The organism is Trichocoleus sp. Lan, from assembly GCF_039961855.1.
Taxonomy (GTDB): Bacteria; Cyanobacteriota; Cyanobacteriia; order Cyanobacteriales; family FACHB-T130; genus FACHB-T130.
In genome coordinates, this window is sequence record NZ_JAMPKA010000010.1 from 85,593 (window position 1) to 98,481 (window position 12,889).

Genomic DNA, 12,889 nt, shown 5'->3' on the forward strand with positions numbered 1-12,889 from the left:
GGTTACAAAGAATGCATTTATTGATGGAAGTTGCTACAAATACGCCCCATTTTCCAGTCTCTGCTACTGCTGTGTACGCGGTAGGTTTTATTGCCGCTGTAAGTATCGGTTCCGTTGCGTGGTATAACTCTAAGCGCCCTGTGGGTTGGGAAGATAAGGAGCGCCCGGATATCGTACCTGAAGTCAAGAAAGAGGCAAATCCCGGTGTAGGCAAGCCTAGCGCGTAACTCTCTAACAGGAAAATTTTTAGAAAACCTATAAAGATTGTAGAGACATTGCGTTCAACGTCTTTACCGCTTATACAAACGTAGGGCAGGGGTATACCCTGCCCTACAGCGTTATTTTTGGAGACAACGAGATAAAACACCTTGGCTCGAAAAAAGGCTAGCGCAGCGGCTCGAAAAAAGGCTAGCGCAGCGGCTCGAAAAAAGGCTAGCGCAGTGCTAGAGCCGAGCGCAGGGTGACATTTAAATCGGTGTTGGGGTTAACGACAACAACATCAACTCGTTTTTTGCCCAACAGCAGTCCGCCTAAGGCACCTAAACCAGCACCTCCCAAAATTTCTTCAGTTGCGATCGCTCTGTCTCCAGTCAAAGCACCGATTGCGGCTGCGGCGGCTCCACCAACGGCGGCACCTTTCAAAATGGAACTGGTATTCGTTCCCCGGCTAACTTGTTCGGTGCGAGTAATCACTCTGGAAGAGGCATTGATATACTGCCGTTTCCCGTTGTTGAAAACTAATTCTCTGGCAACAAACTGGGAACCGCCTCTAGTTGCGGGTTGCAGTTGACCAACCACCTGAGTTCCTGCCGGAATTAAGATCGTTCCGCGAGTATTTCTGACATTTGTTGCCACCGTCAGCGTTAACGGCATCGTTTCCTTAGGAGACACAACGATTTTATTCGCCTTGTTATAGCGCAAGGGGAGAGTTGTACCTGAAGGAATGCTGACTTGGGAGACAGGTGGAGGCGGAAATTCGTAATATTGGGCAGCAGCAGGCGCAGGCACGACGAAGGGGGCAGCTGCACCGGCGGTCATTGTCAATGCCATGAGTGCAGCGGTTCCTGATTTCCAGCGATTGAAGCGAGACATAGGGAACACTCTCAGCAATTATACGGATAAGGTTCAAGACGCTTCCCGGCTGAATTTGTTTCTTGACAATTGCACTGATTTAGTGCATTGCGAAGGAAAAATAGAGGGCGATGGGGAAAGAACTCCTCCCCAAAGTAGCTACCGTGGACGTTGGCAGACCTCTCCCCAAACCTCTCTCCGACGCGGAGAGAGGCTTTGAAAGCTGTGGTTAGGTATAGAGAGCGGTTCGAGCAAAATAAGTCTCTTGTTTAGCGTAGAGCGACGGTAACTGGCAGCTGAGAACCCAGGGTGACAGTCCTCAAATCAAGGCTAGGATTCACGGAGATAACATCGACAGATTTGCGTCCCCAGAATAAGCCAGCTAAAGCGCCCAAGCCTGAGCCACCCAAGACTTCTTCAGTCGCGATCGCTTTGTCGCCAACCAGTGCTGCGATCGCGGAGGCAGCGGCTCCACCCAAGGCGGCACCTTTCAAGATTGTGTTGGTTCTAGAACCTTTTTTGATTTGTTCAGTTCTCGTCACAATTTGAGAAGTGGCATTGATTGTCCGAGTTCCATCTAAGGGGAGAACAATTTGTGTAGCAACAAATCGAGAGCCTTGACCAGCGGGTTCCAATTGACCGAGAATCTTTGTTCCTGCTGGAATCAAAGTTGTCCCGTAACTGCTTTTAACAGTGGATGAAACTGTTAAAGTTAAAGGCACTTTTTCGGTTCGAGATAGCAGAATTTTCTCAGCTGTTCCGTCATATCTAACAGGAATAGAAGCTCCAGAAGAAATTACAGTCTTGGTCTGAGATGGGTTGCTGGCACGAGGGACTGTAGGGACGGGAACATTGATAGGTACAGCGCCAACAGAACCGGCGAATGTGCCCAGAGCCATCAATACCAAAACGCCAGACTTTAAGTTATTTAAGCGTGTCATAAATAGGAAACCCACGAACTTTGTGTATTTTCACTGATACCTTCTTAGAAGGTTGTGGGTTAAAAAAAGTTTCTGAGAAATAGAAAATTATTTATTTAAGTATTAAAGCTTAGTTTGCTTTTAACAGTTTAATTAAAGTTGAATATCCCCTATGAGCAATGACGCGGTTTCTCTAAATTAGTTGCTTTAGTAGAAAAAATTAGCGATCGCGTTTTTCACTCGTATCAATATCTGCAACACGTAAAACAATCTATCTTCAACGTGCGATCGCGCTGTTCGGGAAGAATTACAAAAAATGCGATCGCGCTTTGAAGGGAAGTGAAGAAAGAATGAGCTCGCGCTACAATCATCCTCTTGTTCGTTGCTCAATCTCTGCGATGGGTAACAACAAGGTATCCTCTATCTCCTGTCGTACCTCGCGACTCACATAACAATCGCTATTCAGGCACTCCACCAGCAACAAATTAGCATCATAATACTGCTTAAATAATTCCTTTTGTTGGTTGCTGAATTGCCAATCGTGACCCATATTACGGTACTTAATCATCACGGCTCTTAATTGCTCAGCCCAAGCTTTACCGTTAGCTTTCCACCATTGCTTATTTTGTGCCCAGTCTTTGGATTTAGGTAATTTAGGTAATTGCTCTCTAAGTTGTTGCAACGAGTTCTTTAGTTCTGGTTCAAGGTCGAGGTTAAGGCCGCGGTCGAGGTCTAGCTCCAGGGCGAGGGCGTGGTCAAAGTTCAGGTTCAGGGCGCGGTCGAGGTCGCGGTTGAGCGCGAGGTCGATGTCTAAATCCAGGGTGCAGGCGAGGTGGAAGCCTAGGTTCAGGGCGTGGTCGAAATTCAGGGCGCGGTCGAAGTCGCGGGCGGAGTAAAAAGCGCGGACTGCTGCTGACTTATATTTATATGGAATTTGGACTGACAGAGATTTTTTACTTACCCACATTAGCAACTTTTGCAACTTCTCATCAGCAGCTACAATCCCATCAACCTGCTGTTTCATTAACTGTAGTAAACGATCTGCACTTGGCGACATCCCAACCGCTAGAAAGAAAACTTCTCGCCAGCGTTTTTCGGTGATGTGGCTGACTAGATTTTGCAACCTCTCCTCTAATGGCTGGGTTCCAAAAACAATTTCTCTAGCTGTAAAATACTGGTGAAATGTCAAATGGGAAAACGAGTAAATTCTTTTAGCTCGTTCGACTAATAGCCCATGTTGATATTCAATTGAGCGCAAAACTACCTCACTATCCAGTTGCAATGCTTCCGGATCAGCATTGGCATCAGGTAAATTACGGATGTAATCTGTGATGTATTGCTCGGCTATTTTTTGTTTGAAGAAATAGTCACCTTGCTCAAACGTAGTCAGGGCGATTTTACTGAGTAAATCTTCCTTACGCTGAATTGATAGCTTTTTGTAAACTTGGTCACGCTGAATCCCTCGCTTAGCATCCCATTTTTTCAGCAGCGCATCCAGTCCTTCTTTGTATAGCTCAGAACGATTCGCTGGAAAATCCCCTGACTCTTCAAATGCCAAACATAAAAGTGTCAGCAGCAGCGGACTTGTGGCGAGTTCGTTGATCCGCTCATTTTCTTTGAGACGTTTAATAAAAGTATCTGATTTAACAGCTTTATTCTTAAACCAGTTGGTTGCAAAGGTGGCAATTTGTTCACTATTAAAATCAGCAACTTCCACCTCTGTGAATTTCTGGAAGGTATATTCCCATCCTGGAATTCGGCAGGTCATGACAAAGTGATTGTCACGAAACTGGTCAGAAAAATCACGAATCTCCTTTAAGACGCGCTCATTGTCTTCTGCTCTAACTTCATCTAGCCCATCGAGTAAAATCAATGCTCTGCCGTGTTCGGTTACATCTTGTAGAGACGCGATAACCTTTGTCTCTACAACCCCACAGCCCACGAATTGCTGAGTGATGTATTCCAATAAGCTCGGTTTGTTAGCGGCTTCAGCAAAGTCTTTGAGGGTGACACAAATCGGCACGCGATCAGCCTGAAACTTACCCTGATTGCACTGAATCGCTAAATACTTCAAAAACGTGGTTTTACCTGCTCCGGGCTTCCCCAAGATCATCAGTTTGGAATGTTTCTTGACCGCATCCAGTCCTGGCACTCGTTCTTCAGTGATTCTGCCCAGTCCAAAGTGCTCAACATCCTCAAAGTTGCACTCTGGCAATAACTCAGAAATCTCTTTGCGCCTGCGCCCAGTAATTTTCTCCAGAATGTTGACGTTGGTGTAGATGTCATTCAATCCGATGGGTTGAGACATATCTAGCACCCGCATCGTGCCGCAACGCTCTTCAATGCTAGGTTTTATCTTTTCGCGTACCTCTTGCACGAGGGCATCAATATCAGTGCTAGATTTCTGTTGCTGCTCAGCTGGCTTAGATTCAGCATCCTGATGTATATCTGCAATTTCCTCCCAATTCAGACCAAGTGCAGAGCAAATCTTGATAAATATAGACTGCTCCACAGGCTTACCTGTGAGGAATTTCCAAACTGGCTGGCGAGATACATCCGCCTCTGTTGCCAGCCCTTCCTGCGACCATCCCTTGAGGGTAAGCGCCATTTTTGCCTTTGTGATGCCTTGTTGGGATGCTAGCAGTGATTGCCTTGCCATTAGCCAGACCGCGAAACTTGACTGTCATCTATTTTACGTTATACTTTCAAAAAACATACAATTTGTATGCTGCGTACAAATTGTATGCGTACGATATTTATACAAAAAATCAGGAGTAAAGGGAGTAAAGGAATGAGTGATGAGCAGTTATTCGTAAGTCTCAGCAAACCTCTTAAGCAACTCAGCGATGAGCTTCAGACAGTTCGCGCTGTTTTGGAACGCTTCCCCCACAGCGTAGTTGACCAAATTGAATCGCTTCAGACTGAGATTCACGAGATGAAAGACAGAATAACTTACCTGGAGTATGGTCTACATGCTGAGAATGAGCGTTTGCGAGATGAGAATCTTGGGTGGCGGCAAGGGGTAGATTACGATTCTGAAGATTATTGTTCAAATGAGGATTCTTTTGAACGTAAGTATTGAGCATAGGTGTGATGCGATCGCATAACCTAGCCTTAAAAGAGCAATCGCATTCCCCCTAAATACCAAGGAAAGCCATGACAAAAGCAGAAATCTTGGCAGCACTCAAGCAGATGACAACCGAAGAACGCTTAGAAATCATCGAAGCAACTTCTCGGATGATGCGGGAAGAGATAGAAGAGAAGGCTAACCTGAAAGCTGCCAGAAAACAGCGACTCAGAGCCTCAGCTGAAGCTGCAATCCCCTTATATGAGCCAGGAGGTAAGCTACACGATCTATGGTCGTCTGACAGCGAACCCTATTACGATTCTGAGGAAGAACTTCTTCAAGCTCTTAACGCTGAGGTAAAAACTAATGCGTAGAGGTGAAGTCTGGTTAGTCAGGCTTGATCCTACGGTTGGAAATGAAATTGGCAAAACTCGTCCGGCAGTTATTGTCAGTGATGATGAAGTTGGAATATTGCAACTAAAGGTCATTGTTCCGATTACTGGTTGGAACGATGACTTTTCAGAATTAGAGTGGATAGTGCGGCTAGAAGTCAGTGCTGAAAATGGATTAAGCAAGCTTTCAGCCGCAGATGCTTTTCAAGTGCGTTCAGTTTCCCAGAAAAGGCTTATCCGACGACTGGGAACGCTTTCTGATACAGCCATGCAAGAAATTACCGCAGCACTAGCCATTATCCTAAATATCAACTAATTTGCTTTCTTAAACCCGCGCAGGCGGGTTTCGTTTGTATAGCCGCGAATTCCATTCGCCACGAATATTTTGATTCGGCAGAAATTTTTACATCAAATTCGGTCTTAATTGCCAAAAACCTGATTTTTCAACCGTTAAACTAAACAATAGTGCAGATGTACTGCTACTTCTCATAAAAGGTATGGCGCTATAGCCTGAATGATCCCACAGCAACTGGTTCTCAAAAATTTCCTCAGCTACCGCGAGGCTACCTTAGAGTTTAGCGGTCTACATACCGCCTGTATTTGCGGTTCTAATGGTGCGGGTAAATCTTCCCTCTTGGAAGCGATCACCTGGACGATTTGGGGTGAAAGCCGCGCTGCAACTGAAGACGATGTCATCCATGCCGGTGCTAAAGAAGTTCGGGTTGATTTCACCTTCCAATGCGATCGCCAAACCTATCGCATTATTCGCACCCGCATCCGAGGACAAGGTGGATCGCTGGAATTTCAAGTCCAGTCATCTGGGGATTTTCGCTCTTTAACCGGGCGCGGAATCCGGGCGACGCAGGAAGCGATCGTTCATCACCTAAAGCTGGATTACGATACTTTCGTGAATTCGGCTTATCTGCGTCAAGGAAGGGCGGATGAGTTTATGCTCAAGCGTCCCAGCGAACGGAAAGAAATTCTCGCCGATTTGCTGAAACTGTCTCAATATGAAGAATTGGCAGAACAGGCGAAGGATTTATCCCGCCAATTAAAAGGACAGGCGGAGCAATTAGATCAGAACTTGCAGACGATCAAACAACAACTGCAACAAAAAGATGCGATCGCTCAACAACAACCAATTCTGGAAACTCAACTGGCAGAATTACAGCAAGCCCAAGCTGTTGACAATGAAAAAGTCCAAAGTCTGCTCGCAATCCAGCATCAGCGGCAAACTTGGGAACAACAACTAAGCTTTGTTCGCCAGCAATATCAAAATCTCACCAAAGATTGCGATCGCTATCGCCAAGAAATTGCCACAACTCAACTGCAACAACAACAATTAGAAGCTTTACTGAATCAAAAAGAACAAATTACAGCGGGGTATGCTCACTACCAAGATTTGCAAACCCAGGAAGAAACGCTCACCGCTAAGTCACAAGCCTATCAAGATGCCCAACAGCAACGGCAACAACTCCAACGACGGCTTGAGCAGCAAATTAACGAACTTAACCTGCAACTGCGACAAGCGCAAGGACAGCTAGAAGCAGTACGGCAATCTAGGGCAGATATTCAGCAAATCCTCAGCCGCACCGAAGAAGTAGAAGCCGGATTAAAACAACTCCAAGAGGCGCGGGGTTATGTCAGTTATCTCGATCGGTTGCAGTTACAAGTCGCCCCCTTGGTGCAACGTCGCGGACAGGTGCAGATGGAACTCGATCGCTCTCAAGCGCGATTATCTGCCAGATTGGAAGAACTTCGCAAATCTGCCGCCCAGTTGCAAGATAGGCAAAAACGCCTACCCCAGTTACAACAGCAATTACAACAAGTTCAAAGTCAAATTCAGCAACTTGACAAAAAGCGCGTCTATCAGGAACGGGTGCAGGAGAAAGAACTGCAACAGCGGAGTTCTCGCGATCGCCTCCAGGCGGCTCAAAAAGAATGCGAAACTAAACTGGCAGAAATCGACCAAAAGTTGCAACTGATCCAGACACCGAATGCCAGTTGTCCTTTATGCGATCGCCCTCTTGACGAACACCACTGGCAGCTAGTGGTGCAAAAAACCCACGATCAGCAACAGGGAATTCAGGATCAATTCTGGGATGTAGAGGGGCTGCTCGCGGTTTGTGAGTACCAGTTACAGGGGTTGCGGAAGGAAATTACTGAAATTGCCCAAGCATTGGCAAACTACGATTCCTTGCGCGAACAACGGGGACAGTTAGCCGCAGAAAGTTCCGCTATGGCTGAAATCCAGACGCGCCTGCAACAAATTGAGGTAGAAAAGCAACAAATTGAGCGATCGCTTGCCTCTGGTAACTATGCACCCGATCGACAAGAAGAACTGCACCACCTTGAGCAACAGTTGCAACAACTTAACTACAATGAGCAAGACCATGCCCTCGCCAGAGGTGAGGTAGAGCGCTGGCGCTGGGCAGAAATTAAGCAAGCAGAAGTTAAACAAGCGCAGCGGCGTCAGGCTCAGATAGACGCTCAAATGCCAGAATTGGTGGCAAAAATTGCGAATCTGCAATCGCAAATGCAACAACTGCAAGTGAATTCCGACTTATCGCGGCAGATTGAAGCACTCGATCGAGAAATGGCGGAAATTGGTTACGAGCGATCGCAGCACGATGCCCTCAGAACCGCTTTACGCAAGTCTCAATCGTGGCAAGTCCGTTATCAGGAACTCGCTTCCGCTCAGCAGCAATATCCTTCTTTATTAAAGCGATCGCAAGATTTGGAGCAATCGTTGCAAATGCGATCGCAAGATTTGCAACAGATGACGACTCAGATAGACACCAGCGTTCGACAGTTGCAACAAACACCCGATACGAAAGCCGAAATTACAACGATTGAACAGCAGATACAGCGGCGGCGTCTGCAACTCGACGAGAAGCAACGCCAGTTAGGAAGCTTGCAACAACAACAACATTATCTAGAAACGCTTCAAACTCAGCATGACGCACTCACTGCTCAGCACGCCAAGGTGCGACAACAATATCGCGTTTACCAGGAACTAGGGCAAGCTTTTGGCAAGAATGGCATTCAGACTCTGATGATTGAGAATATTCTGCCTCAATTGGAAGCAGAAACGAATACTCTCCTCTCTCGGCTCAGTGGGAACCAGTTACACGTACAGTTTGTTACTCAGAAAGCAGGGCGGAGTGGACGCTCTGCAAAAAAAGCTAGCAAAATGATTGACACTTTAGATATTTTAATTGCCGATGCTCGCGGCACCCGCCCTTACGAAACTTATTCGGGCGGAGAAGCGTTTCGGATTAACTTTGCGATTCGTCTAGCTTTAGCGAAATTGTTGGCGCAGCGTGCGGGAACAGCATTGCAAATGCTGATTATTGATGAGGGATTTGGCACCCAAGACGCGGAAGGATGCGATCGCTTGATTGCCGCAATTAATGCGATCGCGCCTGACTTCGCCTGTATCCTCACCGTCACCCATATGCCGCAATTCAAAGAAGCCTTCCAGACTCGGATTGAAGTGTATAAAACCCCCAGCGGTTCTCACTTGAGCTTGGTGCTGTAGGAAGCTAACCCTCTAATCGCGTTCCCTACGGTGTATACACAAGTTAGCAGACCTCTCCCCCAACCCCTCTCCGAAGCGGAGCGGGGCTTTGAAGATGGCTGGAGGGTTAGGTAAGTGCAACCCGAACCCTAATGTTCGGACTTCTCACCCTAGTTCACCCACTCAGGCGATACCCATCGCTACGGGGAGCGCTACGATCAAAGTAAGAGGAAAGAAAAACCCAACAGCATCTTCCTCCAGGCTGAATTTTCAGCCATTCTTCTCACTCCTAAGGGAGGACTTAATGATTCGATTTCTGGTTAGCGTGCTTGTGTTCGTGATCGACACGCTTTATCGCGATCGCCCTTATCAGCGCTTCTACGTGCTAGAAACAGTGGCTCGCGTCCCCTATTTTTCCTTCCTATCAGTTTTACACCTTTACGAAACCCTCGGTTGGTGGCGAAAAGCTGACTGGCTCAAGGTTCACTTCGCTGAATCTTGGAATGAAATGCACCACCTGCTGATTATGGAATCGTTAGGGGGAAACCAACATTGGAGCGATCGCTTCCTTGCCCAAACCACAGCCCTCTTCTACTACTGGGTAGTTGTAGCACTTTACATCGCGTCGCCCCGCACCGCTTACAACTTTATGGAAATGGTGGAAGAACACGCCCATCATACCTACGACGCCTTCTTGCGCGAGCATGAAGCCGAATTGAAAACCAAACCCGCGCCCCAAGTTGCGATCAACTACTACCGGGACGGCGATCTCTACCTATTTGATGAATTTCAAACCGGCGTAGTCCCCGAATCTCGCCGCCCTGCGGTTGATAACCTCTATGACGTTTTCGTCAACATCCGGGATGACGAAGGCGAACACGTCAAAACCATGATGGCGTGTCAAAAAGCGGATGCTCAGAAAACCTTTAAGAGTCCCCACTCTCTCCCTTATTCGGAACAGCAGGTTGTACTGCCTCTAGTGACAGACGCTGAGGTTGAGCGCGAGTTAGCTGATTCTCCCTTTTAAGTAGTAGTTAATTGGCTATTCTCTTGCTTGCTAGGCGCTGCTAGAGCATTAGTAGCGGAATTTTAAAGAACCCCGCCCCAAACCTTCCCGCTGGGGTGGAGTTCTTTAATTTGCATTTTTTAAAAGGCTGAAGATGCTCTCGATTTTTTGAGCTAACACGCACACAGTTGAGCATTATTCCCCAAAACACCAGGCAAAAAAGATCAAGATCCCTACCATCATCAACCAGTGGGGGATTGATACTAAATTCAAAATGCTCAAAGGAAATAACACTAAAACTTCCGAGAAGAACCAGCTGGTGACAAACAGCAGCATCATCAAGATAACGAGGGGCACACAACCTCCTACAAAATAGGGCAACAAAATACTGCAACAAAAAATTGGTGATTCATGTGGCAGACATACATCTGGCACCTATACTGCCAATAGAGAGAACCGTTTTGATTACAACTATAAGTAGGCTTATCTATATTCCGTACTCATCTACGGAGAGAAAATAAATACCGTAGTTGAGAAGAGGTACTTGCCATGCAATTTAGGCGTTTTGGAATTCTAGCTTTACTGACCATTTTCAGCGCTACAGCCGTTTTAGCAAAAGAAGCAAATTTTGACCGTTTGATTGTTGATGGAAGTGGCAAGGCATCTGTGACTGGTTATACCAGCGGAGCATTCTCCCTGTCAGCGATCGCGAATCGCGATCGCCAGAACAACCCCTGTATTGGTTATGGGGGCGACGAAACTCCCGACCATATCATGGTGGTGAAGAAAGGTTTCCCCAATCTGACAGTAAAAGTAAATACTGGAGGCAAGGACAGCACTCTAGTCATCAAGGGGCCTGATGGTACCATTCGCTGTGGCGATGACACGGGTTCCAACAAAGATGCGAGTATCACAGACTCAGACTGGAAATCAGGCAACTATAGTATTTGGGTAGGTTCCATCAAAGAGCGGCAAAGATGGGATTATACGCTTTCTGTACAACCAGAATAGAACCCTAGATTTTTTAGATGATTTAGAGTTAAGTCTTGAGCTGTCATCATTCTCACACCGCCATCCAAAATTTAAAACTTCGGTGCGGTTCCCCTACCTTAGAAACTCACTCGGAACGATATGATAGTGAGTGGTCTGTAGTGCCAAAATGGATATCCACTCGTGCTATCTACGCTTCTAGCTGACTTTCGCATCATCTTCGAGCGCGATCCAGCAGCCCGTAACTGGCTGGAGGTTTTGTTTTGCTATCCCGGTTTGCAAGCGCTGCTATTTCATCGCCTTGCACACTGGCTAAGACTACTGGGAATCCCCTTCATCCCCCGGTTGATTTCCCACTTAGCTCGCTTTTTTACCGGCATTGAAATCCACCCTGGTGCCGTAATCGGGCGGGGCGTTTTTATTGACCACGGCATGGGTGTGGTAATTGGTGAAACCGCCATTGTGGGAGATTATGCTCTGATCTATCAGGGCGTTACGCTAGGCGGTACTGGGAAAGAAAGTGGCAAGCGTCACCCTACCTTGGGGGAAAATGTCGTAGTCGGTGCTGGTGCCAAAGTTCTCGGCAATCTTCAAATCGGCAATAATGTCCGCATTGGTGCTGGCTCGGTTGTATTGCGCGATGTTCCTTCGGATTGTACGGTAGTAGGCGTTCCGGGTCGGATTCTTTATCGTTCCGGCGTCCGCGTGAATCCCTTAGAACATGGAAGCCTTCCCGATTCTGAGGCTGCGGTAATTCGGGCTTTGGTTGACCGTCTGGAAGCACTAGAACAACAGGTACAAGAGTTACAACAACCGGCTCATGCCTCAATGCCTGTTCCCTTAGGAACCGGACATCATGTATCGGATATCCCAGCCGCAGCAGCGCCCAGTTGTCGTGTGCAAGATGGATTGATCCGGCAATTCTTAGATGGTTCTGGGATTTGAGTAATTAAAAATTAGAAATTAAAAATGGAATTTCTCAATTTTTAATTTTGCGTTTTTAATTCTTACGGATTTACGGCTTGAATAGACCAAGCTTGAGAACTTTCGAGGCGATAAAGACTTCGGTTTTGGGGATCGCCTCGCAACTCCAAATGATCGACCTGTACGGGTTCTAGTAGTAGGAGACAAAAACTCTCTAGCGGCTTTTGGGGGTCGGGTGGCGGCGGAGAAAAAGTGCTGACATCAGCTCTCCTTTCTCTGGGATGGGGCCAACCAAATTGCAGGCGAGCGGCGTCGGAAAGGTCTTGCCAAGACACCTGACGCGCTTGCTGGAGCAGAGAATCAGGATAATTGGCTCCTACCAGCGTCAGCGTCCCAGCGAGGCGAAATTGTTCGCGAGTGGTGGTAAAGTACCAGCAAGCTTCTGCCCAAGGGTGATGCTCGATTTGATCGGCTTTCTGGCTGCGAGAATCGGTGACAAATTTTAATTGGTTGGTATTGTCTAAAAATCCCCGAAAGACGAGCGTGCGGTTAGCAGGACGCCCATCAGCCTGGATGGTGGCTAGCTGTAAGTAGCGAGAATGGGGTTCGCTACGGTTACGGTGTAAGGCACCCGAAAGAAGCGATCGCCAGGGAGCAAGCATCATCGTCAAGAGTTCATCGCCATTACCAATTACCCATTTTCCAAAATATCAGTTTAGTATCTTGAGTTGTTTAATTGCCGTTTCCTAGCGCTCCTTTAACGGATTTGGAAAAATTAACGCGATCGCAATCTGGTAACTTTGCAGCTTGCTACCCTCCGATTTGATGAGCGAAATGACTGCGACAGAGAGTATTTGTAATTGGGAAGATCCTGTCTGTTGCGCTCGTGAAATAAGTTTGCTGGTGAACTTTTGCACCGCCTCTCAAAAAGGTAATTGAAACCCAGACAGTAATCTCAAACGACGGAAAAGGGCGGCTGACAATCGCCCTTAATTTTTG

The 12,889-nt window shown here is 47.0% G+C and carries 13 protein-coding genes; 8 read left to right on the forward strand and 5 right to left on the reverse strand.

The features are described 5' to 3' along the window. Positions 1-11: 11 nt before the first annotated feature. Entirely contained in the window at positions 12-227 is a 216-nt protein-coding gene (locus tag NDA03_RS11090; protein WP_190410367.1) for a hypothetical protein, read from the forward strand. Positions 228-432: 205 nt separating this feature from the next. Here the strand turns inward: NDA03_RS11090 and NDA03_RS11095 are convergent, their stop codons facing one another. From NDA03_RS11095 to NDA03_RS11105, 3 genes are all read right to left on the reverse strand, one after another. Next, a complete protein-coding gene (locus NDA03_RS11095; protein WP_348238039.1) occupies positions 433-1,092 on the reverse strand; it encodes a hypothetical protein in 660 nt (219 codons plus the stop codon). A 248-nt stretch (positions 1,093-1,340) separates the two neighbouring features. Continuing rightward, positions 1,341-2,012, reverse strand: a complete 672-nt coding sequence (locus NDA03_RS11100; RefSeq protein ID WP_348238040.1) for a hypothetical protein — start codon at positions 2,010-2,012, stop codon at positions 1,341-1,343. Positions 2,013-2,358: 346 nt separating this feature from the next. Further along, complete coding sequence (locus NDA03_RS11105) at positions 2,359-4,650, reverse strand: NACHT domain-containing NTPase (RefSeq protein ID WP_348238041.1); 2,292 nt, start codon at positions 4,648-4,650, stop codon at positions 2,359-2,361. 132 nt (positions 4,651-4,782) lie between these two features. Between NDA03_RS11105 and NDA03_RS11110 the strand changes: the two genes are divergently transcribed. The 5 genes from NDA03_RS11110 to NDA03_RS11130 all read left to right on the forward strand — a co-directional run bounded on the left by NDA03_RS11110 (position 4,783) and on the right by NDA03_RS11130 (position 9,997). Then, positions 4,783-5,073: a hypothetical protein gene (locus NDA03_RS11110; RefSeq protein ID WP_348238042.1), complete on the forward strand. Its 291-nt coding sequence runs from the start codon at positions 4,783-4,785 to the stop codon at positions 5,071-5,073. Between the two features lie 74 nt (positions 5,074-5,147). Continuing rightward, a complete protein-coding gene (locus NDA03_RS11115; RefSeq protein WP_348238043.1) occupies positions 5,148-5,432 on the forward strand; it encodes a hypothetical protein in 285 nt (94 codons plus the stop codon). Then, positions 5,425-5,766: a type II toxin-antitoxin system PemK/MazF family toxin gene (locus tag NDA03_RS11120; RefSeq protein ID WP_348238044.1), complete on the forward strand. Its 342-nt coding sequence runs from the start codon at positions 5,425-5,427 to the stop codon at positions 5,764-5,766. The genes NDA03_RS11115 and NDA03_RS11120 overlap by 8 nt, the downstream gene beginning before the upstream one ends. Positions 5,767-5,964: 198 nt before the next feature. Further along, a complete protein-coding gene (gene sbcC / locus NDA03_RS11125) occupies positions 5,965-8,991 on the forward strand; it encodes an exonuclease subunit SbcC (RefSeq protein WP_348238045.1) in 3,027 nt (1,008 codons plus the stop codon). A gap of 283 nt (positions 8,992-9,274) precedes the next feature. Further along, positions 9,275-9,997 carry an alternative oxidase gene (locus NDA03_RS11130; protein WP_190429305.1) on the forward strand — a complete coding sequence of 241 codons (723 nt, stop codon included), beginning with the start codon at positions 9,275-9,277 and terminating at the stop codon, positions 9,995-9,997. Positions 9,998-10,171: 174 nt separating this feature from the next. On the opposite strand, the gene NDA03_RS11135 is transcribed toward NDA03_RS11130, so the two are convergent. Then, positions 10,172-10,333 carry a hypothetical protein gene (locus NDA03_RS11135; RefSeq protein WP_190429304.1) on the reverse strand — a complete coding sequence of 54 codons (162 nt, stop codon included), beginning with the start codon at positions 10,331-10,333 and terminating at the stop codon, positions 10,172-10,174. 192 nt (positions 10,334-10,525) lie between these two features. Here NDA03_RS11135 and NDA03_RS11140 point away from each other — a divergent pair, with 192 nt between their 5' ends. Both NDA03_RS11140 and cysE read left to right on the forward strand, forming a co-directional pair. Beyond that, the gene (locus NDA03_RS11140) at positions 10,526-10,987 is read left to right on the forward strand and encodes a hypothetical protein (protein WP_190429303.1); all 462 of its coding nucleotides are present in this window, start codon (positions 10,526-10,528) and stop codon (positions 10,985-10,987) included. Positions 10,988-11,149: 162 nt separating this feature from the next. Continuing rightward, entirely contained in the window at positions 11,150-11,911 is a 762-nt protein-coding gene (gene cysE, locus NDA03_RS11145; RefSeq protein ID WP_348238046.1) for a serine O-acetyltransferase, read from the forward strand. A gap of 62 nt (positions 11,912-11,973) precedes the next feature. Here cysE and NDA03_RS11150 read toward each other — a convergent pair whose 3' ends face one another. Continuing rightward, positions 11,974-12,555: an Npun_F5749 family FMN-dependent PPOX-type flavoprotein gene (locus NDA03_RS11150; protein ID WP_190429301.1), complete on the reverse strand. Its 582-nt coding sequence runs from the start codon at positions 12,553-12,555 to the stop codon at positions 11,974-11,976. Positions 12,556-12,889 lie beyond the last annotated feature (334 nt).

What these genes read in the sequence shown, in the direction of transcription:
- NDA03_RS11090 (WP_190410367.1), top strand. Translation starts at nt 12, where the DNA reads ATGCATTTATTGATGGAAGTTGCTACAAATACGCCCCATTTTCCAGTC.
- NDA03_RS11095 (WP_348238039.1), bottom strand. Translation starts at nt 1,092, where the DNA reads ATGTCTCGCTTCAATCGCTGGAAATCAGGAACCGCTGCACTCATGGCA.
- NDA03_RS11100 (WP_348238040.1), bottom strand. Translation starts at nt 2,012, where the DNA reads ATGACACGCTTAAATAACTTAAAGTCTGGCGTTTTGGTATTGATGGCT.
- NDA03_RS11105 (WP_348238041.1), bottom strand. Translation starts at nt 4,650, where the DNA reads ATGGCAAGGCAATCACTGCTAGCATCCCAACAAGGCATCACAAAGGCA.
- NDA03_RS11110 (WP_348238042.1), top strand. Translation starts at nt 4,783, where the DNA reads ATGAGTGATGAGCAGTTATTCGTAAGTCTCAGCAAACCTCTTAAGCAA.
- NDA03_RS11115 (WP_348238043.1), top strand. Translation starts at nt 5,148, where the DNA reads ATGACAAAAGCAGAAATCTTGGCAGCACTCAAGCAGATGACAACCGAA.
- NDA03_RS11120 (WP_348238044.1), top strand. Translation starts at nt 5,425, where the DNA reads ATGCGTAGAGGTGAAGTCTGGTTAGTCAGGCTTGATCCTACGGTTGGA.
- sbcC (WP_348238045.1), top strand. Translation starts at nt 5,965, where the DNA reads ATGATCCCACAGCAACTGGTTCTCAAAAATTTCCTCAGCTACCGCGAG.
- NDA03_RS11130 (WP_190429305.1), top strand. Translation starts at nt 9,275, where the DNA reads ATGATTCGATTTCTGGTTAGCGTGCTTGTGTTCGTGATCGACACGCTT.
- NDA03_RS11140 (WP_190429303.1), top strand. Translation starts at nt 10,526, where the DNA reads ATGCAATTTAGGCGTTTTGGAATTCTAGCTTTACTGACCATTTTCAGC.
- NDA03_RS11150 (WP_190429301.1), bottom strand. Translation starts at nt 12,555, where the DNA reads ATGATGCTTGCTCCCTGGCGATCGCTTCTTTCGGGTGCCTTACACCGT.